This is a genomic window from Gloeomargarita sp. (genome assembly GCF_053491055.1).
On record NZ_JBRCEP010000009.1, the window covers coordinates 1 to 23,658 of the forward strand.

Below are 23,658 nucleotides of genomic sequence, written 5' to 3' on the forward strand. Positions count from 1 at the left end.
GCGGCGAACATCTTAAGGAAAGTAGCGGCAACCTTGGGGCTCTGCCTTGAGGGAGTCAGTAGGGGCGGTTTGTGCACGCCTTTGAGGGTCCCCTTGTGGACTCGCTCAAGAATCCCTGTCCTTTAGGGCAGGGAGCATCAATTGGGTAAAAGACCATGTGGAGCAACGGCAGAGAATGCGCCGTACTCGACGGTATCGCAAAACCCCCTGCCGTCAACCGAGAGCCAATCGAGCTAAAGGCGGTATTCCGCCTTCTACCAAAGCGAGGTGGCAGTGGAAACTTCGTCTGGCAAGCTGGCTGTGCAAGTTGTTCCCCATCTCTATCTTTGTGGTGGAAGACATCAAAGCCAAGACGAAGGGTAAGCGGCGGTGGGATGTTTCTTTTTCCCCTCTGGAGGTAGGAAAGCAGTGGTTCTACCAGCAACTTGCCCTAATCGGGCAAGTGTTGACCCGTTCGGGGTGGGAAACGAAGCAAATGCGGGATGCTTTGGGACTCAAGAAAACAGGCAACAAGACAGCTGAAGTCTTTGAAGCCCACTGTGTGGATGCTTGGGTGTTAGCCAACTCTGTCGTTGGAGGGCATCTTCAGCCCGACAACAAGAGGCTGTTGTTCGTTGTACCTTTGAGGCTTCATCGTCGCCAGCTTCACCGTTTGCAACCTGATAAGCAGGGGAGGCGACTACCCTACGGCGGCACATTAAGTTTAGGGCTAAAAAGAGGCAGTTTGGTCAAGCATCCAAAATTCAAGCTCAGTTTTGTAGGAGGTAGTTCCAACAACAGACTAAGCTTGCACCGTTTGGCAGATGGGAAGAGATTGACTCAGAATGCAAGAAAAGAAGACATTAAATTTTTAACTTTTTGTTCGTGGAGGTTCTATGTCTAAAGCAAATAAAGCCGCTAGGCGTAGCCGTGCCGGAGGCATTGGGCGGGGTTTCAGACCCAAGTTTTTTGATGATTGACCTGGTGTTGGCGCCAATGTTGGTTGCGGGGCCGCCGCTGTTGGTCAGCCAAAGCGTCTTTTCCGGCCAAACGGTTGTTTATAGTGACGCTGTCCAGGGCTATCGCCTGCGGTTGCCGGTGGAATTTCAGCCAACCGGTGCGGGGGCGTGGTTGGGGCCGCGTTTGCCCACTCCCACGACCATTTACATCCACACGGAACCGATGGTGGGAGCTGCTGCCGCCTTTACGGTGCACTTGAAAAAGTACCAAGATGACCCGCTCTACACCAACGTAACCCCTGTGCCGATTCGGGGCGGGCAAGGGTTTCGCGCAGAGGAGGTGCTGCGTCCTGGGCAATCCCCGGAGGACATCCACCGTTGGTTTTTGTTTGTCTATGCCCACGAACGGGTTTATACCCTGGGCCTGACCGGGCCAGTACGGGCCTTTCGGCAGGGCCTTCTCCCCCCGATTTACACCGCGGTGATGGCCTCCTTTGAGGTGCTCCCCCGCTAACCCCGCATCAATGGCCAAGCAGGAACCGCGCCGCCAGTTGCACCACCAGCGTTAGCCCCAAAAGCACCAACGCCGCATACATCAGAGCCGCCACCTGCATCCCCTGGGCTTCGGCAAATTGGTTGGCCAACAAACTGGCAATCGTACTGCCTGCCTGCCACAAGGACGTGCTCACCCGGTTGGCATTGCCAATCAACATGGTCACCGCCATCGTTTCCCCTAACGCCCGCGCCAGAGCCAGCAAAATGCCGCTGCTAATTCCCACCCGCGCCGCCGGCAGCACAATGCCCCAGAGCGTTTCCCAGCGGGTCGCCCCCACTGCCATCGCGGCCCAACGGTACTCCTGCGGCACTTGTAACAAACTGCTGTGGGCCACCGCCGCTACCGTCGGCAAAATCATCACGGCCAACACCAGACTGGCAACCCCCACCGATGGCCCAATCGTCTCCCCACCCAAAAGCTGGGGGAACAGTTTTTGGGCCGTGCGCAGGGCCGGAATCAGGATAAAAATCCCCCACAGCCCATAAACCACGCTGGGAATGGCTGCCAACACTTCCACCGTCGCCGCTGCCACCCCCTGCCAGACCGGGGAAATGCCAGGCCAAGATTCGCTCAACCCAATGGCCACCCCCAGCCCCAACGGCACCGCCAATCCCAACGCCAGCCCCGCCGTTACCAGCGTTCCCCACACCTGCGGCCCAATACCGTACTGCCCCTGTACCGGATTCCACACCTGCCCCAGCAAAAAATGCCCCCCAAAAGCACCGATGGCCGGGGTCGCCTGGGCCAGCAGCACACTGACAATCGCCAACACCAGACCCCCCGTTCCCAGGGCACACACCGCCGTCACTCCCAGGAATACCCGTTCCCACAACCGGGTCATGCTAAGCCTCGGGGGGCGACCAAGCCACCTGGATGGCCAGGGCCACCAACCCAACAGTAAACACGCCCAAGACCACCACCGCCAGCGTCCCACCCCCCACCAACACCGTGCGCACCACACTGGCCAAACGCAACACCAGGGGATTGTGGCTCTGGAGGGGATGGGCCGCCAAGGCCTGCGTGACCGCCTGGGTCAAGGCCAATACCGCCAAACCCAAGACACCGCTAATGGCCGCCCCGGTCAAACACCGTCCGGGGGTCAGGGGGGGTTGCGGCTCAGCCATCCACCGGCTCCTTGGCCAAATAAATAGAGCGAATATCCTCAGGCAAGTGCATCATCAACTCCCGCTGCCCAATAGGCAGCAAAGCAGCCACCTGCTCTGGGGTTAAGGCCAACTCCTGGGCAATCTGTTCCTCCGACCAATTGCCAATCGTTTTCAACACCATCACCGACCGCAGGGGCATCACCAACTTCTGCAACGCTTCCTCCAGGTAACACCACAGGGGCGGGGGAGCCGCCGGTAAGCGGTAGTGAATGCACTCCGGGGCCGGGAGTTTCACCCGCGTCAACCAATCCCCCGTGCGGTCCACCAGCCAGCTTTGCAAACTGGTCATGCCTTCCGGGGGGGAGAATTCGCGCAACTGCTGGTACAAATACCGCCAAGTCGTGGCAAACAGATAATCCACCTGGACTGCCGTCGGGGCCGCATGGCTCACCAGCGCGTAAACTACCAGGGCATAGCGACAGAATAAGGCCACAAACGCCCGCCCTTGCGCCGGTTCCGCTTGCCACTGGCGCAACAATTTCTCGTCTTCCTGTCCCTGCAACGCTTGCACCAACGGATGTTGGCATTCACAAAACTCCGGCAGTTGCATCCGGGCGTCTCCAGAACCTTTTGGCGTTATGTTATATTACAAATCTATTGTAAATCCACTTGGAGAGGTGGCTGAGTGGTCGAAAGCGGCAGATTGCTAATCTGTTGATAGGCAGGAAACTCCTATCCGAGGGTTCGAATCCCTCCCTCTCCGTCCCCCTACCCAGGTTCCCCGTTATGGTTTGGCGTAGTTCCACCACTCCCCGCGACCGGATTTGTGCGGCTTTGGTGTATCTAATCCCCCTGTACGATGGGATCACCTATGGTCATTTTCTCTTTGCCCAATTTCCCTTTTTGACCTACCTGAAATATCTCTTGATTCCCTTGGCAATTGTTTATAACTCAATTCCCTTGGGATTAGGTAGTTTCTTGGTGTTTATTGCCCTGTTTGTGGGGGTAGTGCGCAATGAAAAAATCCCCCATTTCATCCGGTTTAATACCATGCAGGCCATTTTAATCAGTATCTTGCTGGCTTTAATTAGCTTGATTTACGATGTTATTTTGCAACCCCTGATTCAGGGATTTCTCGCCGAAGTTTTGTACAACACCATCTTCCTGGGCGTGCTGGCGATGGTGGGCTACAGCGTCGTGCAATCCGCGCGGGGTCTTTATGCGGAAATGCCGCTAATTTCCGAAGCCAGCTATCTGCAAACCCGGTAATGGCCGTTGAGTACAATGTCGTTATTTTGGGTGGACATTTAGAGGCCCGCTGGGCGGCTCTATGGGCGGCGCAACAGGGGGCGCGGGTGGCGCTGGTGACAGACGGCATTCAGGATTGGGGCATGGTGGCGGTGGCGCTGTGGACCCAAGTGGCAGTCATGGCCCACCAAGCGCAACAGTCGGCGTGGTTAGGCGCGGGGGAGGGCGGGTTTTCACCCCAGTGGGAGCGGGCGTACCGTTGGGTGGAACAGCAACTGTGGGTCTATCAAACCCAGTACAGCGACAGTGGGCTGTTGCAGGCTGGGGTGGATGTGGTCGCCGGGCCGGGGGCATTTATCACGGAGCCGCACCTGGCGGTGGAAACCCCGGAACGCCGCCTGCGGGGGTGTGGTTATGTGGTGGCAAAAACGGGAGTGCCTGTGCTGCCAGAGGTGCCCCAATTGCGGCAAGTACCTTTTGTTACCCTGGCGCAGTTGCCCACTTTGGCCCAACATCCCCGACGCACGGCCATTTTGGGCAATACGCCGGCAGCGATTGGCTTGGCGCAGGCGTGGAGCCGTTTGGGTGTGCCGGTGTTTTGGCCGGTGGCGGAACATCGCCTATTGCCAGGGGAAGAGGGACTCCTGGCCCGGCAGTTGGAACGCATCCTGCGGGCCGAGGGAGTTCACATCGCAACGGCGACTCCGCTTCAATCTGTGACTGCCCGGGCGACGGGCATCTCCCTAGACAGCGGGCAGGGCGCCAGCGAAGTGGATACCCTGGTGGTGGCGACCCCCAACCACGTCCCCCCCGAAACCCTAGGCAAGGTGGAACTGCGGCGGCAAGGGCATTATCTGCGGGTGAATCCCTATCTCCAGACCAGTCACCCCCGGATTTATGCGGTGGGGGATGCGGTCGGGCACTATCCCCTACCGGCGGTGCTGGGGTATGAATTGCAGATTGCCGTGCAGAATATCCTCTACCGGCGGCGCAAACCCCTGTATCGCCATTTATCCTGGGTGATTCCCACCGACCCGGTACTCTTGCGCCAGGGGTGGACGGAAGCCCAAGCCCGCCAGCACGACCCCCGCTTGCAGGTGGAAACCCTACCCTTGAGCAAACGCATTGCCAACCGCCGGGGGCAAACCCTGGGCTGGCATACCCTAGCGCCCCATGCCCTCCATCGCCATTACAGCCAATTGCCGCCGGCGCAAATTTCTTGGGACAGTTGGCGGTGGGTGTTGGGAGAAACCACGCTACCCACGCCGCCGCAACGGTCTTTCTGGCGGGAATTGCGGTTTACCTGGCAAAGGGATGGCACAGATTAACCCCCCATGTCGGCAGTAGGCGCACCAGTTACAATAGGCTTTTAATCCCTTTCAGCGCCCTAGCCATTGTCAATGCAACGGATTGCCACCGTCTATCGCCAAACCAAAGAAACCCAGGTCCACCTTACCCTCAACCTCGACGGGCAGGGAGCATGTCAAGCGGCGACGGGCATTCCTTTCCTAGACCACATGTTGCATCAGTTGGCGACCCACGGGTTGCTGGACATCGAAGTTCAGGCCAAAGGCGACTACGAAATTGACGACCACCACACCAACGAGGATGTGGGCATCGCCTTAGGGCAAGCGTTGGCCCAGGCATTGGGGGATAAACAGGGGATTCACCGGTTCGGGCATTTTGTCGCTCCTTTGGATGAGGCGCTGGTGCAGGTGACGTTGGACTGCTCCGGTCGCCCCCACCTGAGCTATGGGCTAAACATTCCCACCCAGCGGGTCGGCACCTACGATACCCAACTGGTGCGGGAGTTTTTTGTGGCCCTGGTGAATCACAGTGCCATGACATTGCACATCTATCAGCAGGCGGGGATCAATTCCCACCACATCATCGAAGCCACCTTCAAGGCCTTCGCCCGGGCACTGCGGCAGGCGGTGGACTACGACCCCCGGCGGAGCGCCCAAATTCCCAGTTCCAAAGGCTCCCTGTGCGGTTAAAAGACCTCGGCGAAGCGGGACTGCTCCCCCTATTGCACCAATTTTGTCCGGCAGAAGTCATTAGCGATGATGCCGCCTGGTTTACCCCACCGCCGGGACGGGAATTAGTCATTACAACCGATGTACTGGTCGAAGGGGTGCATTTTAGCAGCAGCCCCTTGAGTCCCCTGCCCTACCTGACCATGAGTGCTCCCGATGTGGGCTGGCGGGCCGTGGCGGCGAATTATTCCGACCTGGCGGCCATGGGGGCGCAACCGTTGGGGATCACGGTGGGACTGGGTTTACCGCCAGAACTGCCTGTGGAATGGGTACAGCAAATGTACGAAGGCATGGCAGAAATACTGCAGCTTTACGGCGGTGTGATCTGGGGCGGGGATGTGGTGCGCTCCCCCGTCACTACCGTAAGTATTACCGCAGTTGGTTGTATTGAGCATTTAATGATTAAACGCTCGGCGGCCCGACCGGGGGATTGGCTTGTTGTCACCGGGGATCATGGGTTATCGCGGGCGGGTTTAGCGGCCTTGACCGGGGAAGTCGCGCCCAACATTCCCGAATTTATGACCGTGCATCGGCGACCCCGTCCCCGTTTGGACGTGTTGCCCGTGCTGCAACGTTTGGGTGTACAACGGGTGGCAGGGATGGATAGCAGTGATGGGTTGGCAGATGCCATAGCGCAAATTTGTCGGGCAAGTGGCGTCGGGGCAAAGTTACAACCAGATATTACAATTCATCCGTTACTTAAAGCCACATTTCCGCAACAGGCGTGGGAATGGTTCTGGTATGGGGGCGAAGATTTTGAATTGGTATTAGCCTTACCGCCGGAACGAGCGCAGCAATTTGTGAAAATTTTGGGGCCTCCTGCCCAGATCATCGGTGAACTTACGGCCGGGGATCAGGTGCTTTGGGGGGAAACCGTATTACCTGCCCAGGGTGGTTTTCAACATTTCAACCCTTAGCTTTAGTCATTCATTCGGCATTTCAGCCGCAATTGTTGTCCCAAAATCGCGATGACCAAAGTAAATGTAGCGATTAAAATAATCAGGGGTCCCGTCGGTAGATTCAAATAATAACTACTATAAATCCCCACCAGACAACTTAGCACCCCCACACCACAACCAATCCGCATCATCCCCTGCAATTCATCCGCCAAAACATAGCCCACTAAGGCAGGTCCTACCATTAATGCCATCACCAAAACCACCCCCACCGCCTGCATACTGACAATAATCGTCAACGTCACCGCCACCAGCAATCCCCAATTCAGCCATTGCACCGGCAAACCGACCGCCTGCGCCCCCACTGGATCAAAAGTGAAAAACAGCAGGTGGTGATAAAATCGCCATACCAATACCCCAATCAGCCCCATCACCATCAGCGTTTTCAATAAATCACTTGCCGTCACACTCAAAATATCGCCAAATAATAAATGTTCCAAATCCTGTTGGCTTTGCAGTACGGTAATCAACAAAATGCCCAGGGCAAAAAAGCTGGCAAAAGTAAATGCCATGGCCCCATCCACCTTAATCCGAGTGCGTTGCTGTAGCCAATGAATCACCCCCGTACTCATCATTCCAAAAATGAATGCGCCCCACAAACGGTCTATTTGGAAAAAGAGGGACAAAGCCACACCTGGCAACACACAATGGGCGATCACATCCCCAAGTAGGGCGAGTCTTTGCACCACTAAATAACTGCCCACTACTGGGCATAATATTCCTGTCAAAATGCCCATCATTAACGCCCGTTGCATAAACGTAAACTGCAACGGTTCCATCAACCATGTCACCATGATTTAGCCGCAATGCCATAGGCAATTCTATTATCAAGTACTGGGATTTGCTTTGGCAACGGCAGCAAAGGCGATGCTGGTGTTGCGTTGTGGCTAAGGGGAAGCAAGCCGCTGATTGCCAAGTCATCATGACGATGGACTGGATGAGCTAATTTCTGGGAAAATCACCGTCAATCCGGGAATTCGGACGGAGATTGCCCGCCGAGGGGAACAGGTCATGTTAAGTTCTATTTATAAATCACGAAAGATGGGTGGGACTGGGCGTTTCAGGGCGAGCAATTTCCAATTGTCAAAAGGGTTGACTATCATAGAGGCGTAGCCGTTTGGGTCTTGGACAATGGCACAGGATTACCAGGATTACAACTATGTGAAATGCCCGCAATGTGGCTATGACCGCAACCCAATTGGTGCTGTCAAGTGTGAAGTTTGTGGTTACCGGCTGAAAAAGGGATCGCCGCTGGTGCCGATTCTGATGACTTTGGCCGGGGTAGCGGTGCTTGGTGGCGGGGGGTATTGGGTACTGACGAAATTTGCCGGTCAGAACCAGCCTACTGCTGTTACGCCGGTTTCTCCTGGGCCCACGGCTTCACCTGACCCTGGCGCCCCGATTGCCACCAGTCCGAGTCCGGTGGCGCCGACCCCAGCGCCAGCCAGTACAGCGGCGGGGATTACCATTGCTCGCACGTTGGCGGAGGTGCCGAATGTGCCGAGCGGGACGTTTAACTATGGCAATTCCACAACCTTTGCGCCGTTGCGCTCCGCGCGCATTCTTAACATTTTGAATCAGGCACATCCGCAGTTTCGTTTGCGTTATGTGGAGCCGCCGGGAGGCAAACCGGGTTCGGGCGCGGGAATTGCGATGTTGATTGACGGTCAATTGGCGATTGGTCAGTCGTCCCGTCCGCTCAAAGACAGCGAGTATCAACGGGCGCAAATGCGAGGGTTTCGCCTAGAGCAGGTACCGATTGCCATGGATGCGATTGCCATTTATGTCCATCCGGCGGTCAAAGTGCCTGGGTTGACGGTGGCGCAGGTGCGGGATATTTTCACCGGCAAAGTCACCAATTGGCAACAGCTCGGGGGACCCAACCTCCCCGTTATCCCATTCAGCCGCAATCTGGTGGCAGGGGGTACGGTGGACTTTTTTAGGGAGACGGTCCTCGAAGGGCAAAATCTGGGACCCAATGTGCGGGAAATTCGGGATACGACCCATTCGCTGCGCCAGGTGGGGGCTACGCCGGGGGGAATCGGCTATGCCGATGTTTCCTTGGTGGTGCGTCAGGAAATGGTGCGCATCGTGCCCATCGCAAAAGGACCGGGCAGTCCCTATGTGGCGCCGGATATTGATGGCAAGGAAGTGAATTTTCGGGTGATTACGGATGGGAGCTATCCGGTTACCCGCCGGTTGTTTGTGATCATCAAGCGGGATGGTGGTTTGGATGAAAAGGCGGGTGTCGCCTACGCCAACTTATTCCTGAGTGATGAAGGGCAACGATTGGTAAAAGAGGCGGGATTTGCCCCGATTCGCTAAGGGAATGGGTGGCCGATTGGGCCGTCAGGAAAAGGGGCGGGTCTGACGTAATGCCATGCCCAAAAGTGGGATAGTCATGGCCGAGAGAAACAAAAAAAATTGTTCAGGGGTTGGGCGTATGGGTATGGGGTGAGCCAGTGGCGCATTGCCGATGGGAAAATGTGAGTGTTACCCTGGGGAGGGAGGGTTTATTGTTGTTATTTTTTGATTGATGCGCGGGCTGTGGCCGATTATTTGTTATTTTCGCAATTACTGGGGAATTGCCCTATTTAGTATTAGCACATCTAGTATTTTTGAACTGTTGGATTTGGTGGTTCCCTATCTGATTGGGCAAACCTTGAATTTGCTTTCCCAACAGCCTTTGGATGGGTTTACCCAGGGGATTATTGAGCAGATTGCCGCCTGGGGTTCCTGGTCGGTCACCCGCGAATTGAGTCTGCGGGTTTTGTTGGCTTTGATGTTTTTACTTACCGTGGCACGGGCGCCTTTACAGCCCTGGTTAAGTGGTTATTTTCACTGGGAAATTACCCTGCGTGCCCGCTATCAACAGACACAACGGGCTATTGCCAAAATTCTCAGTTTGCCTTTGGATTTTTATGACACCCACAACCCCGGAAGAATTGCTGGCCGCATTGCTAGGGGTTTATCCAACCACACCTGGACCTATCCCGATATGGCCGGTTTGTTGATCCCAAAAATGGTACGGGTGTTGGGAATTGTCGGGATCACTTCCTGGTTGGAATGGCGAATGGCGCTATTTATGTTCTGTTCTTGCATTTTTATCCTCAGTTTTAGTTTTCGCAAGTTGAATTATTTAATCCACAAGGAGCAGGCGGTGGAGGTGCATCAAGAAAATACGGAAAGTCGTACTTCGGAATTGATTACCAATATCAAAACGGTGAAGGCTTTTGGGACGGAAGCTTGGGAACTGAAACGGCAAACGGAACGGTTGACAAGGGAACTCAAATTTATCATTCACAAAATCCATTTGGGCTATGTCTGGTTAGCCACTTATCAGCGTACGATTGTGCAAAGTTGCCTGTTTTTTATTCTTGGTTTTACCCTAGCGGAAACGGTAGCGGGGCGGATTTCTTTGGGGCATTTCGTGACCCTTTACACCCTGGCGAGTATGGGCTATGCGGAAATCGAACCCATGAGTAATTTGTTGGAGGTGTTGGCGCGCCGGTATGCCTCGATGATGCGATTTCATGAATTTCTCGCCTTGCCGAATGCCCCGGATGCCCAGCCTCTGCTGCTACCGAATGGAAAGATTAATTTATCCTATGTCCCCTACCGATTCACGGGAAAAATCAGCTTTGAGGATGTGACGTTTGGTTATCAGCCAGAGCGACCGGTGTTGCAGGAGATTAATCTGCTTATTGAACCCTATGAAACGGTGGCTTTGGTGGGTCGCTCTGGGTCGGGTAAATCTACGTTGATTAAATTGCTTTTGCGCTATTTTTCCCCCCAAAAAGGGCGGATTTGCATGGATGGGGAGGATATTCAAAACCTAGAGATAACGGGCTATCGGCGGCGCTTGGCAGTTGTGCATCAAGAGGTGGATATTTTTAATGGCACGTTGTTGGATAATTTGACTTATGGGTGTCCGCAGGCAACGATGGCAGAAGTGGAGGCAGCCTGTGCGATTGCGCGGGTGGATGAATTTATTCACCTATTACCCCAAAAATACTACACGATTGTGGGAGAGCGGGGAGTGCGTTTATCGGGGGGGCAACGGCAACGGATTGGCATTGCCCGGGCGTTACTGGTGCAGCCGGATGTGTTGATTTTTGATGAAGCCACATCCAGTTTAGATTACGAATCGGAGCGGGCCATTCAACAGGCTATGGCCGAAATTCAGGGACAACGCACGACCATTATTATCGCCCACCGCTTGAGTACCGTGCGGGAAGCAAATCGCATTGTGGTCTTAGATAAAGGCCGGATTGTCGAGGTAGGAACCCATCAGGAATTACTGCAAGGCGGGGGAATTTATCACCGTTTACATGCACTGCAAGCTTCTGGGGATTTGCTGTGAGCGAACACTGGCAACAGGGCGCAATTATCACACTGGAAATTACGGATTTGAATGACCAAGGGGAAGGGGTAGGCCGCTTTGCCCAACGGGTTGTTTTTGTGCCCGATACAGTGCCGGGTGATTATCTGCAAGCCCGACTTCTGCATGTGAAACCCCGTTATGCCTATGGCAAATTACTGCATCTACTGACCCCTTCCCCGCACCGGGTCAAACCCCCTTGTATCCTGGCGCGCGATTGTGGTGGTTGTCAGTGGCAGCACATTGATTACGCCTATCAACTCACAGCCAAACACAATCAAATCTATCAAGCATTGACCCGCATCGGTGGCTTGGTTGATCCCCCGGTGCAGCCTGTTGTTGCCAATGACCAACCCCTGGCCTATCGCAATAAGGTGACCTATGCTTTGGGTGTGAATCAAGCAGGCGACATTAAGGCGGGATTTTACGAAAAGCACAGCCACAAAATTGTCAATCTCAACCAATGTCCTGTGCAGGATCAGACGTTCAATGCCCTGCTGCAAGGGATTAAAAAGGATATTCACAAACAGGGCTGGTCTATTTACAACGAGCAAACCCAGCAGGGGGATTTACGTTATTTAGGACTGCGGATTGGCCGTCGCACAGGCGAAGTGTTGATTACGCTGGTGACGACCCGTTTATCCTTGCCCCGCTTAGAAAAGCAAGCGCGACAATGGCAGGCAACCTATCCCCAGGTGGTGGGTGTTTGTGTCCATGTCAATCCACACCCTGGCAATGCCATTTTTGCCGGGACAACACACTGCATTTGGGGGCGGGATTACCTCTGGGAAGAATTCTGTGGATTGCGCTGGCAAATTCGTCCGGATACGTTTTTTCAAGTGAATACAGAACAGGCGGAACGATTGGTGGATACGCTCAAAAATGGGTTGCACTTGCAGGGGCAGGAATGTATTTTGGATGCCTACTGTGGCATTGGCACGCTGAGTTTACCTTTGGCGCGCCATGTCCGCAAAATTATCGGTCTGGAAGTGCAACCGCAGGCGATGGCCCAAGCGCAATGCAATGCCCAGGTAAACGGCATTACCCATGCGGAATTCTACTGTGGCCGGGTGGAAGAATTGCTCCCGCAATGGGCGGCCCAAGCCGATATTCTTCTGCTGGATCCCCCCCGCAAAGGCTGTGACCCACAGGTGATTGATTTTCTCATTACCCACCCGGTCGAACGCCTGATTTACATCAGTTGCAACCCTGCCACGTTAGCCAGAGATTTGGGCCGTTTGTGCACCCATTCTACCTACGTTTTGGAACGGGTGATTCCCTTTGATTTCTTTCCCCAAACCCACCACGTGGAATCGGTCAGTTGGTTACGGCGAGGTCGCTAGCACCTGCAGGGCCGCTCCCACACCACTGCCGGGGGTCAGCGGATGGCCCAGTTGCTGCAAAACCGCTTCCAAAGCGGCAATTACCGTCAACATTTCCCGCTCCCCGGCAAAGCCCAAATGACCAATGCGAAAAATTTTGCCCTTGAGGTGGTCCTGCCCACCGGCGATGGCGATGCCAAACTGTTTTTTGAGCAACGTGCGGACCTCTTCTGCCGCTACCGTTGTCGGGGCCACCGCGGTCACCGCCGGACTGGCACACGCGACCGGACAGAGCAACGGCAACCCCCAAGCCGCCACTGCCGCCCGCACCATCGCCGCCGCCCGCGCATGCCGGGCAAAAATCTGGGGCAACCCCTCTTGTTGCATCAACTGCAAACTCTGGCGCAGGGCAAAAAATAGATTCACCGGCGGGGTAAAGGGCGTGCTATGTTTGGCGCCATCCCGCCGATAGGCCCCCAGGTCAAAGTAAAACTTGGGTAATTTCGCCGTTGCGTAGGCGGCCCACGCCCGCTCGCTCACGGCCACAAACCCCAGCCCCGGCGGGATCATATACCCTTTTTGCGAACCCGAAGCCACCACATCCAACCCCCAGGCATCCATAGGCACGGGCGTCGCCCCCAAACTGGTCACCGCATCCACAATCATCAACGCCTGTCCATGGGCCTGCACGTGCCGGTTAATTGCCTGCAAATCGTTGAGCACCCCCGTTGAGGTTTCGCTGTGGGTCACAATGACCGCCTTGATGGTTTTATCCCGGTCAGCGGCCAATTTTTCGGCAAAATCATCCGGGTTCAAGGGCTGTCCCCACGGAGCCGTAATGGTTTCTACCTGCAAGTGAAACGCCCGACACAAATCCGCCCACCGCTCCCCAAACTTACCATTACAACCGCACAACACCCGGTCCCCAGGGCTGAGAAAATTGATAATGCCCGCTTCCATCGCCCCGGTTCCGGATGCCGCCAGGATCAAGACATCGCTCGTCGTCTGGTGCAACCACCGCAGCCCCGCCGTCACTTCCGCCATCAGGTCGCTAAACTCCTTGCTCCGGTGGCCGATGGGATGTTGCGCCATCGCCTGCAATACGGATGCGGGCACCAAAGTCGGGCCGGGAATCAACAGCAAAGAACGGTCAGCCATGATGATGTCCGCTTTTGGGGAGGGAGCACCCAGGAGAAACCGCCTGGGTAGTCTAGCATAACATTCCTGGTGGCTCGGCTGAGCAGACCGCCGGCAACAGCCATAAACATTCCCTTGCCTTGGGGATGCCTGCCAGCCGTAGAAAAAATACGCTACATTTAAGACCAGGGGGGGGGCAAATTTCACCCCCAACCTGGGAACGATGACGACAGCAGCGGCTTTTTGGCTCAACGGTACCGCCCACCCCCATCGCCCTGGCCTATCAGTAGCGGCTTTGCTGGCAGAAGTGGGGTGGCATCACCAGCCCGTCGTGGTCGAGTACAACGGGGAAATTTTGCACCGCCCTTGGTGGGCCACCACCGCCGTGCAACCGGGGGATAAAATCGAGGTGGTGACAATTGTGGGCGGCGGATGACCCGCATCATCGGCTTTGACCCCGGCTTGGCCACCCTTGGCTATGGCGTGATTGATATTGAACAGCGCCGACCGGTCATGCGGGATTTTGGCGTGATCTATACCCCCGCCGACCAATCCCTGGGGGAACGCCTGTGTACCATTTATGAAGATGTACATACGTTGTTAGAACAATGGCAACCCCAACAGGTGGCGGCTGAGAAGTTATTTTTTTACCGGATGGCGAATACGATCACGGTGGCGCAGGCGCGGGGGGTGCTGTTGCTGGTCTTGGCGCAGCGGGGATTGTCTCTGGTGGAATTTGCCCCGCCGGTGGTCAAACAAACCTTGACGGGGTACGGCAAGGCAGACAAGCAGGCCGTGCAACAGGCGGTGGCGCAGGAATTGGTTTTGTCGGCGATTCCCCGTCCTGATGACGCTGCCGATGCCCTAGCGGTGGCGCTGACTGCTTGGTTGCAGATGGGCCTCTCGGAGTCTTAAACAAAACCGGAAAAAATGGCGCCCCAGCCAGGATGCCACCCATAATTGGGGTGGGTATGCATACCGCTTTCTAGGTGTTGGTATGACCACTGCGCTGCCTGTGACGCCCCAGTACGAAGACGACCGGACAGGGTTGAGTGTGGAAACCCTCAAACGCGCCTTCCTTGACAATTTGTTTTACATCCAGGGCAAGTTTCCCCAGATTGCCTCCCTCAATGACTACTACATGGCCCTGGCCTACACGGTGCGGGATCGGATGCTGCAACGGTGGATCAGCACAGCGCAGACCTACACCACCCAACGCTCCCGGACCGTGTGCTATCTGTCGGCGGAATTTTTGCTGGGGCCGCACCTGGGCAATAATCTGATCAATTTGGGGATTTACGACCAGGTGAAACAGGTGATTACGGAACTGGGGTTGGATTTTGCGGCGCTGCTGGACCAAGAAGAAGAACCGGGGTTGGGCAATGGGGGTTTGGGGCGGCTGGCGGCCTGTTTTTTGGATTCCCTGGCGACGTTGCAAATTCCGGCGATTGGCTACGGGATTCGCTACGAATTTGGCATTTTTGACCAGGAGATTCGGGATGGCTGGCAGGTAGAAATCACGGATAAATGGTTGCGCTTTGGCAATCCCTGGGAGTTGCCCCGCCCGGAATGGGCCGTCGAGGTGAAATTGGGCGGCCATACGGAAGCCTACATGGATGAGCAGGGGCGCTATCGGGTGCGCTGGCATCCCTACCAGGTGATCAAGGGGGTGCCCTACGATACGCCGATTTTGGGGTATTTGGTGAATACGGCCAATACGTTGCGCCTGTGGAAGGCGGAAGCGCCGGAATCCTTTGATTTTGCCGCGTTTAACCGGGGGGATTACTACGGGGCGGTAGAAGAAAAAATCATTTCTGAGAATGTGACCAAGGTGCTTTATCCCAACGATGAACCGCTCCAGGGCAAACGTCTGCGGTTGGTCCAACAAATTTTCTTCGTTTCCTGCTCGTTGCAGGATATGTTTCGCATCCTCAAGGAGCAAGGGTTGCCGGTGACCCGCTTCCACGAAAAATTTGTCATCCAACTGAATGACACCCACCCGGCGATTGCGGTGGCGGAATTGATGCGCCTGTTGGTGGACGAATACGGGGTGGATTGGGATACGGCCTGGGACATCACCACCCGCAGTTGTGCCTACACCAACCACACCCTGTTGCCGGAGGCCCTCGAGCGCTGGCCGGTGAGTTTGTTCGGTTCCCTGTTGCCCCGGCATTTGGAAATTATTTACGAAATCAACCGCCGGTTTTTGGATATGGTGCAGACGCGGTTTCCGGGGGATGCGGGCAAAATTCAGCGGATGTCGTTGATTGACGAAAGCGGCGAACGCTACGTCCGCATGGCGAATTTGGCAACGGTGGGAAGTATGGCGGTCAATGGGGTGGCGGCGCTGCATACGGACCTCCTCAAACAAACGGTGCTGAAGGATTTTTACGACCTGTGGCCGGATAAATTCCAAAACAAAACCAACGGCGTCACCCCGCGGCGCTGGCTGTTGTTGAGCAATTTGCCCTTAAGCCGCCTCATTGCCAGTCGCATCGGCAAAACCTGGGTCACCCATTACGAGGAATTGCAGCGGTTGGAAGAACATATCCACGACCCGGAATTTTGCCAACAATGGCGGGCGGTCAAACAGGCGCTCAAAAAGGACCTGGCGGCTTACATCGCCGAACGCACAGGCATTGGGGTCAACCCGGATTCGCTGTTTGATGTGCAGGTCAAGCGCATCCACGAGTACAAACGGCAGCATTTGCAGGCCCTGCACATTATCGCCCTCTACAACCGGCTCAAGCGCAACCCACACCTGAATATCCCGGCCCGCACCTTTATTTTTGGGGGCAAGGCGGCGCCGGGGTATTTCATGGCGAAATTAATCATCAAACTGATCAATTCGATTGGGGAAGTGGTCAATGCCGACCCGGATATTCAGGGGAAAATCAAGGTGGTGTTTTTGCCGGATTACAATGTGAAATTTGCCCAACGGGTGTTTCCTGCCGCCGATTTGTCGGAGCAAATTTCCACCGCCGGGAAAGAAGCGTCCGGGACGGGCAATATGAAATTTGCCATGAACGGGGCCTTGACCATTGGGACCCTCGACGGGGCGAATGTGGAAATCCGGGAAAAGGTGGGGGCGGAAAATTTCTTCCTGTTTGGTTTGAATGCTCAGGAGGTGATGGCGCTGCGGGCGCACGGCTACCGGCCTTGGGAGTATTACAATACCAATCCGGTGCTCAAAGAGGTGATTGACCAGATTGCCGGGGGGATGTTCTCGCGCGGGGATACTTCCCTGTTTCGCCCGCTGGTGGATTCCCTGCTCAACCACGACCCGTTTTTCCTGATGGCGGATTTTCAGTCCTTCCTCGACTGTCAGGAACGGGTCAGCCAGGCCTACCAAGATACGCAGCGGTGGACGCGGATGTCCATTTTGAATACGGCGCGTACCGGGTTTTTCTCCTCGGACCGGACGATTCAGGAGTATTGCCAGGACATTTGGCACGTCTCGCCGGTGCCCATTGAGGTCAAACCCTACGACCACAACCAAGTGGGTCAGCATCGGTAGGGGGGGTTATGGCGCTGCATTTGTACTTGCTGCGGCATGGGGAAACCACCTTCAGCCAAACGGGTGGCTACTGCGGCCATCTGGACCCGGAACTCACTCCTGAGGGGCAACAAATGGCGATGGAATTTGCCCAGGCCTACCGACATTTGCCCTGGCAGGCGGTCTTTACCAGTCCGATGCGGCGGGCGGTGGCCACGGCAGAACCTTTGGCCCAGGCGGTCGGACTCCCTGTGCAGGTGCGCGATGGGTTGAAAGAAGGCTACTACGGTCTCTGGGAGGGGCAAACGCCGGAGTGGGTCAAGCAACATTATTTGGAGGATTACATCCGCTGGATGACCGAACCTGCCTGGAACAGCCCCACCGGCGGCGAAACTGCCGTGCAGATTGCCACACGGGCGATGGCAGTCATTGCGGAAATCGAGGCCAACTACACGGAGGGGCCGGTGTTGGTGGTGTCCCACAAGGCCACCCTGCGGATTATTTTGTGTAGTCTGCTGGGGATTGACCTGGGACGGTATCGGGACCGGATCAATGTGCTGGTGGCCTCGGTCAGCCTGGTGCGGTTTACCCAGTACGGCCCGCTGTTGGAATTGATGGGGGACCGCAGCCACCTTAGCCCGGCCTTACGCGCCCGTCCAGGTACTTAGGGTGCAGTCTTTTTTGTCCTTTTTTTGTCCTTGTTTGGGAGTAAACGACCATGACCGTAAAAGTAGGGATTAATGGCTTTGGCCGGATCGGTCGCCTGGTGTTTCGCGCCGGGATCAACGATCCCCGGATTGAATTTGTGGGGGTGAATGATCTGGTGCCGCCGGATAATTTGGCCTATTTACTGCAATACGATTCCACCCACGGGCGGTTTGCGGGCAAGGTGGAAGCAAAAGAGGATGGGATTGTGGTGAATGACCGATTTATCCCCTGTTTTGCAAGCAAGGACCCGGCGGAATTGCCCTGGAGTAAGGTTGGGGTGGATTATGTCGTGGAATCTACAGGACTATTTACCAGTTACGAGGGGGCAAGCAAGCATCTGGCTGCAGGAGCCAAACGGGTGGTGATTTCTGCGCCCACCAAGGACCCGGACAAGGTGGCGACCTTTGTCATGGGGGTGAATGAGCACCGGTACGACCCGACCCAACACAGGATTGTCTCCAATGCCAGTTGCACCACCAACTGCCTAGCGCCCATTGCCAAGGTGATTCATGAAACCTTTGGCCTGGCCGAGGGTCTGATGACCACGGTGCATTCCTACACGGCGACCCAACCTACGGTGGATGGCCCCAGCCGCAAAGACTGGCGGGGGGGACGGGGGGCTGCCCAAAACATCATTCCCTCCTCCACGGGGGCGGCGAAGGCGGTGGCCCTGGTGTTGCCGGAATTGCGAGGGCGGCTGACGGGGATGGCCTTCCGGGTGCCGACCCCCAACGTCTCGGTGGTGGATTTGACCTTCAAAACCGAACGCAGCACCAGTTACCGGGAAATTTGCGCCGCCATGAAAGCCGCCAGTGAAGGCCCGCTGCGGGGCATTTTGGGTTATACGGAAGCGGAAGTGGTCTCTACGGATTTCAACGGGGATGACCGTTCCAGCATTTTCGATGCCGGGGCGGGGATCGAGTTAAACCCCAATTTCTTCAAGGTGGTCTCCTGGTACGATAATGAATGGGGCTATTCCCGGCGGGTGGTGGATTTACTGCTCCACATGGCGAAAAAAGAAGGGCTACTCACCTGACCGATGGGCGCAAATTCCTGCTGTCAATGGCTGGGCCGGGGTTTGCGTCTGGTAGGGGGGATTTATGTAGGTTTATTGGTCGTGCTGATGTTGGGGCAAGCGCGGTTGATGTATTTCCCTAGCCGTCACATGATTAGCACCCCCAAAGACATGGGGTTGGCCTACGAAGACCTACGGCTGACGACCAGCGATGGGGTAACAATTGCCGCTTGGTGGATTCCCGTGGCCAATCCCCGCGCGCCAGTCGTGTTATTTGCTCACGGGAATGGGGGCAATATCAGTTATCGGTTGCCCTATATGCGTATTTTTCAACACATGGGCTTGGCCAGCCTGTTTTTTGATTACCGGGGCTACGGCGAAAGCGAGGGCGAACCGAGCGAACAGGGCACCTATTTAGACGGGGAAGCCAGTTGGCACTATCTCACCCAAACCCGCGGCATTTCCCCCCAACAAATTGTTATTTATGGGGAATCATTGGGCGGGGGAATCGCTACCTATTTGGCGGCGAAATACCAACCGGCGGGATTAATTTTAGGGTCAACCTTTACCAGTATTCCTGACCGCGCCAAAGAGCTTTTTCCCCTCATGCCCGTTGATCTGATTGCCCAATTTCAATACAATAATTTAGAGCGTTTAGGGCAAATTCATGTGCCGGTTTTGATTATCCACAGCCCTCAGGATGAAATCATTCCCTTTCACCACGGGCGTAGGCTGTATGAAGCGGCAAATGAACCCAAATTTTTCCTAGAAATTCAAGGCAGCCACAACGAAGGTTTTTTGGATTCCCTGCCCATTTATCAAGCGGGAATTGAACAATTTATCCTCGGAATTTTTCCCAATCATCCCTAAAACAGGGGATGGCTGTCTGGCTCAGGGAATTGCGCGTAAGAACATCAGCACCATTGGGTACAATTAAATTAACTTAGATTAACCATCTTAAGGTCAGACCGTTGTGTCTGTTACTGCCTTGGCTGTGAACTCTTGGGATACCGACGACTGCCCTGCCCAGGCTGGACACCATTGCCCCCGCAACCGGGCCAAAGGTGAAGCCGTGCCGTTAATTACCCTCAAAAGTCTGTTACAACCGGCGGCGCTGGCACAACTCAATGCGCACCAAAAGTACCGATTTTGCCCCAGTGCGGACTGCCCGGTGGTGTACTTCGGGGAAACCGATGCCCAACTATTTACAACCGAGCAACTCAAGGTATTGGTCTTTGCTAAAGATCAGCGCCCGGAAGTGCCCGTGTGCTATTGTTTTGGCTGGCAACGGGGACAGATTCACCAGGCCAACCAACGCCAGATTGTGGACGAAATTAGGGCGCATATCCAGGCCAAACGTTGCGGCTGTGAAGTCAATAATCCCCAGGGCCGTTGTTGCTTAAATAATCTGCAAAACCTTGTCCCCTCTCCATCTACGGGTGCAGAGATTCATCCTAGAGGAGATACTGATTGAGAATGTAATATTAATAAATAAATTAGATGCAGTAATTACGAACTATAGCTAGGTAGGTTAAGGTTGTCGCCTTAAGATTCACGGCTACGCCACGCTTCGCTATGGGAAACCAAGGTGGGGCTACACCCAGCGACCCATATCATGTCAACCTTTGTATGCTTAGCTATACTTCATCAATAGTGGTGCCAGGAGGAGCATACATCTGCATTTTTTTAATGCGCTCAAGTCATGTTCAATGCTTACTCTACTCCCACGAGCACAAATCCTGTTATGGTTATATTACAAAAAATAATGATTTGAAGCACCACCCAGTGGGGAAGGGGTTTATATTTATCTGCCCTGGAATTGGTATATCAATAAAAATCTTCTTCGTAGTGGCACTGGTCTAAAATGGCGCGCAACCGGTCGTAATCATCCTTCAAAATCAAACTCAATTTGCGCCCTGCTTGGATCAACCATTGGGAATCGGCACGGCGAATTTCGTACACGTAACGTAGCACTGCTCCGACTAGGTCATCCACCGGCGCCCCCGACAACTGGATCAAGGTGCGCAAGAATTCCAATTGCTCTGTAAATCCAATAATTTCGGCTTCGCTACAGCGATAAACCGCCTGGTGAATTTGCGGGGGACGCGGGGGGAGATATTGATAATAACGGCGGCTGTGGGGGGGCTGAAATCCCACAATCACGGCGCGAAATTCGGTTTTTAACATGGCAAAAATCTGGGGTTGCTGTTCCCGCAATTCGTCCAGGGATAACCCCAACGCGCGGGTGCGATGGACGGCATCAATCGGGCTGGAACTGACATGGTACACAATCCCATAGATTTGATTTTGGGTCTCGTTGTCCGCCGCCCGCACCCAACACCCAAAGGGGGGCATCACCGGAAAATCCAACACCGGCGGTTCTAAACATTGGGCGCAAAACTCCGTCGTGCTGGTGGCAACTACTTCCGCCAAATGCTGGGGATGGCGCGCCGGGTTGGGCAGCGGGGCTGAAGGTAAACGCATGGTGACTGCCTGGCAAATACTGCGCTTTGATGGCTATTGTCCGCTACCTGGCCGCTTTCGTCTAGGAATTGGCGTTGGTGAGCTTGCGCCGTTGGGTGACCCGCAGGAAGGCTTCGATTTGGTCGTTTTCCTGCCAGCCTTGGAAATCGCTACAGGCCACGCCGCATTCGTACCCCGCCGCCACTTCCCGCACGTCGTCCTTAAGCCGCCGCAGCGAGTCTAGGGTGCCCTGCCAGACCACCTGATTCCCCCGGTGGACGCGGATATGGCAGTTGCGCTGCAGTTTCCCCGACTGGACATAGCACCCCGCCACCACCCCCTTGGACAGGTGAAATACCGCCCGCACTTCCGCCTGCCCCAGGGGTTCTTCCACCAGCTCCGGCTCCAGGAGGCCTTCCATTGCCCCTTGGATGTCCTCCAGGAGTTTGTAAATGATGTTGTACTCGCGAATGTCCACACCCGCAAAATCGGCGGCTTTGCGGGCGCCGGGCGCAAGGGTGGTGTTGAACCCGATAATCACAGCGCCGCTGGCAGCAGCTAAATCCACATCGGTTTCGGTGATTTCTCCCGGTGCCGCCAGCAAAATGCCCAATTTTACCTCCTGCTGGGGCAATTGCTTCAAAGCGTTGACAATCGCCTCGACCGAACCCTGCACATCGGCTTTGAGAATCAGGTTCAGTTCCTTCAATTCCCCAGCCTGCGCCTGCTGCGAGAGGGTGCCTAAGGTGATTTGCCGGGTGGCCAACTGCCGACTGCGCTCCTGTTGCGCCCGCTCTTGGGCCACAGCCCGCGCTTGTTTTTCGTCCGCATAGACCTCAAATTCGTCTCCGGCAGCGGGCACTTCGGTCAACCCCCAAACCTCAACCGCCGAGGAAGGCGGAGCAGCTTCCAACCGTTGGCCCCGGTCGTCGGTCATCGCCCGCACCTTGCCAAAGACCGCACCCGCAACCAAGGCATCCCCCACCCGTAGGGTGCCGTTTTGCACCAACAGGGTCGCCACCGGCCCCCGCGCCCGGTCCAGGTGGGCTTCGATCACCGTGCCCTTGGCGGGGCGGTCGGGGTTGGCATACAGGTCGGCAACTTCCGCCACCAGCAGAATCATCTCCAGCAGGGTGTCCAGGTTTTCCCCCTTGAGGGCGCTCACCGGCACCATGATCGTGTCGCCGCCGTATTCTTCTGGCACCAACCCGTGGTTCATCAGCTCCGCTTTGACCCGCTCCGGTTGGGCAGTGTCTTTGTCAATTTTGTTGATGGCGACAATGATGGGCACCTGGGCGGCCTGGGCATGGCGAATGGCTTCGATGGTCTGCGGCCGCACCCCGTCGTCGGCAGCCACCACCAAAATCGCCACATCGGTCACTTTGGCCCCCCGCGCCCGCATGGCCGTAAAGGCTTCGTGCCCTGGGGTATCCAAAAAGACAATCCGCTTGGTCGTGCCTTCGTGGGGGACATCCACGTGGTAGGCCCCGATGTGTTGGGTAATGCCCCCGGCTTCCCCCTGCGCCACCCGTGTTTTGCGAATGGCATCCAACAGGGTGGTTTTGCCGTGGTCTACATGTCCCATGACCGTGACCACCGGAGGACGCCGTTGCAGGTGGTCCAGGTCGCTGGCTTCGAGCATCTCGCTCTCTTTGCGGGCAGTGCTGCTGGGTTCGCTCGTGCCCGTAATCACTTCCACCCCCAGTTCCCGGCACACCAATTCAATCGTGGGCAAATCCAACGTCTGGGTGACGGTGACCATTTTGCCCTTGAGAAACAGGGTCTTGATCACTTCGGTTTCCGGGACGGCTAACTGCTCGGCCAGTTGTTGCACCGTCAAGCTGCCTGTGACCTCCAAAAATTCCGGTTTGGTCGGGGGGGAAACTTCCACAACCGGCTGACTGACGGGTTCGCTCCGGCGGGGACGGCTGGGTTGGGGACGGTTGGGTTTGACGGTGGTCGTCGGGGTGGCGCTTTTGGGTTTGGGGGGACGTGCCAGGTAGATACTGGCCGTGCTGTTGTTGGCTGGGGTCTCCACCGCGGACTCCCATTCCAGCAGTTCCAATTCCTCATCGTCGTCCATATCCCGCCCCCGATGCCGCCGTTTGTGCTTGGGGCTGCCGGTGAGTTTGCTGAGGCGTTCCTCGTCGGCCAATTCCTCCTCGCGGGTCTTGCGCTTGGGGGAGCTTTTGCCGTCTGGTTTGGGCTTGGGCGGCAGCAGTACCACTTCCACGGTGCTCGGTTCGGCAAGGGGCTGTGGCCGCGGCCGCGGTTCTTTGAGGGTGGGGGCGGCAGG

23 protein-coding genes and 1 tRNA gene are annotated in these 23,658 nt (G+C 55.8%); 17 read left to right on the top strand and 7 right to left on the bottom strand.

Annotation, left to right across the window (positions count from 1 at the left end):
- Positions 1-157: 157 nt before the first annotated feature.
- Together ACWISF_RS00550 and ACWISF_RS00555 are read left to right on the top strand one after the other, a co-directional pair.
- Positions 158-883 (top strand): RRXRR domain-containing protein, encoded by a 726-nt coding sequence (locus ACWISF_RS00550; protein ID WP_448379647.1) that lies wholly within the window; start codon positions 158-160, stop codon positions 881-883.
- 26 nt (positions 884-909) lie between these two features.
- On the top strand, positions 910-1,452 hold the full coding sequence (locus tag ACWISF_RS00555; RefSeq protein WP_448379648.1) for a hypothetical protein: 543 nt from the start codon (positions 910-912) through the stop codon (positions 1,450-1,452).
- Positions 1,453-1,459: 7 nt separating this feature from the next.
- On the opposite strand, the gene pstC is transcribed toward ACWISF_RS00555, so the two are convergent.
- Genes pstC through ACWISF_RS00570 form a run of 3 tightly spaced genes read right to left on the bottom strand, consistent with a single transcriptional unit; the run spans position 1,460 to position 3,210 of the window.
- Positions 1,460-2,335 carry a phosphate ABC transporter permease subunit PstC gene (gene pstC, locus ACWISF_RS00560; RefSeq protein ID WP_448379649.1) on the bottom strand — a complete coding sequence of 292 codons (876 nt, stop codon included), beginning with the start codon at positions 2,333-2,335 and terminating at the stop codon, positions 1,460-1,462.
- A 1-nt stretch (position 2,336) separates the two neighbouring features.
- Positions 2,337-2,618, bottom strand: a complete 282-nt coding sequence (locus ACWISF_RS00565) for a DUF3082 domain-containing protein (RefSeq protein WP_448379650.1) — start codon at positions 2,616-2,618, stop codon at positions 2,337-2,339.
- Positions 2,611-3,210, bottom strand: a complete 600-nt coding sequence (locus ACWISF_RS00570) for a sigma-70 family RNA polymerase sigma factor (RefSeq protein ID WP_448379651.1) — start codon at positions 3,208-3,210, stop codon at positions 2,611-2,613. The genes ACWISF_RS00565 and ACWISF_RS00570 overlap by 8 nt, the downstream gene beginning before the upstream one ends.
- A 61-nt stretch (positions 3,211-3,271) precedes the next feature.
- Between ACWISF_RS00570 and ACWISF_RS00575 the strand changes: the two genes are divergently transcribed.
- The 5 genes from ACWISF_RS00575 to thiL all read left to right on the top strand — a co-directional run bounded on the left by ACWISF_RS00575 (position 3,272) and on the right by thiL (position 6,801).
- A tRNA-Ser gene (locus ACWISF_RS00575) sits at positions 3,272-3,363 on the top strand.
- 23 nt (positions 3,364-3,386) lie between these two features.
- Complete coding sequence (locus ACWISF_RS00580; RefSeq protein ID WP_448379652.1) at positions 3,387-3,869, top strand: Tic20 family protein; 483 nt, start codon at positions 3,387-3,389, stop codon at positions 3,867-3,869.
- Positions 3,869-5,176 carry an FAD-dependent oxidoreductase gene (locus tag ACWISF_RS00585; RefSeq protein WP_448379653.1) on the top strand — a complete coding sequence of 436 codons (1,308 nt, stop codon included), beginning with the start codon at positions 3,869-3,871 and terminating at the stop codon, positions 5,174-5,176. The genes ACWISF_RS00580 and ACWISF_RS00585 overlap by 1 nt, the downstream gene beginning before the upstream one ends.
- Positions 5,177-5,248: 72 nt before the next feature.
- Positions 5,249-5,845 (top strand): imidazoleglycerol-phosphate dehydratase HisB, encoded by a 597-nt coding sequence (gene hisB / locus ACWISF_RS00590; protein WP_448379654.1) that lies wholly within the window; start codon positions 5,249-5,251, stop codon positions 5,843-5,845.
- Positions 5,836-6,801, top strand: coding sequence for a thiamine-phosphate kinase (gene thiL / locus ACWISF_RS00595; protein ID WP_448379655.1), 966 nt, complete (start codon positions 5,836-5,838; stop codon positions 6,799-6,801). The genes hisB and thiL overlap by 10 nt, the downstream gene beginning before the upstream one ends.
- Before the next feature lie 2 nt (positions 6,802-6,803).
- Here the strand turns inward: thiL and ACWISF_RS00600 are convergent, their stop codons facing one another.
- Complete coding sequence (locus ACWISF_RS00600; protein ID WP_448379656.1) at positions 6,804-7,634, bottom strand: metal ABC transporter permease; 831 nt, start codon at positions 7,632-7,634, stop codon at positions 6,804-6,806.
- A gap of 337 nt (positions 7,635-7,971) precedes the next feature.
- Between ACWISF_RS00600 and ACWISF_RS00605 the strand changes: the two genes are divergently transcribed.
- The 3 genes from ACWISF_RS00605 to rlmD all read left to right on the top strand — a co-directional run bounded on the left by ACWISF_RS00605 (position 7,972) and on the right by rlmD (position 12,564).
- Positions 7,972-9,165, top strand: a complete 1,194-nt coding sequence (locus ACWISF_RS00605; protein WP_448379657.1) for a substrate-binding domain-containing protein — start codon at positions 7,972-7,974, stop codon at positions 9,163-9,165.
- Positions 9,166-9,376: 211 nt separating this feature from the next.
- Positions 9,377-11,203 (top strand): ABC transporter ATP-binding protein, encoded by a 1,827-nt coding sequence (locus tag ACWISF_RS00610; protein ID WP_448379658.1) that lies wholly within the window; start codon positions 9,377-9,379, stop codon positions 11,201-11,203.
- Complete coding sequence (gene rlmD, locus ACWISF_RS00615) at positions 11,200-12,564, top strand: 23S rRNA (uracil(1939)-C(5))-methyltransferase RlmD (protein ID WP_448379659.1); 1,365 nt, start codon at positions 11,200-11,202, stop codon at positions 12,562-12,564. The genes ACWISF_RS00610 and rlmD overlap by 4 nt, the downstream gene beginning before the upstream one ends.
- Here rlmD and ACWISF_RS00620 read toward each other — a convergent pair.
- On the bottom strand, positions 12,547-13,701 hold the full coding sequence (locus ACWISF_RS00620) for a pyridoxal-phosphate-dependent aminotransferase family protein (RefSeq protein ID WP_448379660.1): 1,155 nt from the start codon (positions 13,699-13,701) through the stop codon (positions 12,547-12,549). The genes rlmD and ACWISF_RS00620 overlap by 18 nt on opposite strands.
- Positions 13,702-13,903: 202 nt before the next feature.
- On the opposite strand from ACWISF_RS00620, the gene thiS reads away from it, so the two are divergent.
- The 7 genes from thiS to ACWISF_RS00655 all read left to right on the top strand — a co-directional run bounded on the left by thiS (position 13,904) and on the right by ACWISF_RS00655 (position 20,373).
- A complete protein-coding gene (gene thiS, locus ACWISF_RS00625) occupies positions 13,904-14,116 on the top strand; it encodes a sulfur carrier protein ThiS (protein ID WP_448379661.1) in 213 nt (70 codons plus the stop codon).
- Positions 14,113-14,595, top strand: a complete 483-nt coding sequence (gene ruvC, locus ACWISF_RS00630) for a crossover junction endodeoxyribonuclease RuvC (protein ID WP_448379662.1) — start codon at positions 14,113-14,115, stop codon at positions 14,593-14,595. The genes thiS and ruvC overlap by 4 nt, the downstream gene beginning before the upstream one ends.
- A gap of 82 nt (positions 14,596-14,677) precedes the next feature.
- Positions 14,678-17,197 (top strand): glycogen/starch/alpha-glucan phosphorylase, encoded by a 2,520-nt coding sequence (locus ACWISF_RS00635; protein WP_448379663.1) that lies wholly within the window; start codon positions 14,678-14,680, stop codon positions 17,195-17,197.
- Positions 17,198-17,205: 8 nt separating this feature from the next.
- Positions 17,206-17,844, top strand: coding sequence for a histidine phosphatase family protein (locus tag ACWISF_RS00640; RefSeq protein ID WP_448379664.1), 639 nt, complete (start codon positions 17,206-17,208; stop codon positions 17,842-17,844).
- Positions 17,845-17,894: 50 nt separating this feature from the next.
- Positions 17,895-18,920 (top strand): type I glyceraldehyde-3-phosphate dehydrogenase, encoded by a 1,026-nt coding sequence (gene gap, locus ACWISF_RS00645; protein ID WP_448379665.1) that lies wholly within the window; start codon positions 17,895-17,897, stop codon positions 18,918-18,920.
- A 3-nt stretch (positions 18,921-18,923) separates the two neighbouring features.
- A complete protein-coding gene (locus ACWISF_RS00650) occupies positions 18,924-19,769 on the top strand; it encodes an alpha/beta hydrolase (protein ID WP_448379666.1) in 846 nt (281 codons plus the stop codon).
- A 124-nt stretch (positions 19,770-19,893) separates the two neighbouring features.
- Complete coding sequence (locus ACWISF_RS00655) at positions 19,894-20,373, top strand: putative iron-sulfur cluster-binding metallochaperone (RefSeq protein ID WP_448379667.1); 480 nt, start codon at positions 19,894-19,896, stop codon at positions 20,371-20,373.
- A 353-nt stretch (positions 20,374-20,726) separates the two neighbouring features.
- On the opposite strand, the gene ACWISF_RS00660 is transcribed toward ACWISF_RS00655, so the two are convergent.
- A complete protein-coding gene (locus ACWISF_RS00660; RefSeq protein ID WP_448379668.1) occupies positions 20,727-21,383 on the bottom strand; it encodes an HAS-barrel domain-containing protein in 657 nt (218 codons plus the stop codon).
- Between the two features lie 61 nt (positions 21,384-21,444).
- The coding region (gene infB, locus ACWISF_RS00665) for a translation initiation factor IF-2 (protein WP_448379669.1) at positions 21,445-23,658 on the bottom strand (2,214 nt) is incomplete at its 5' end.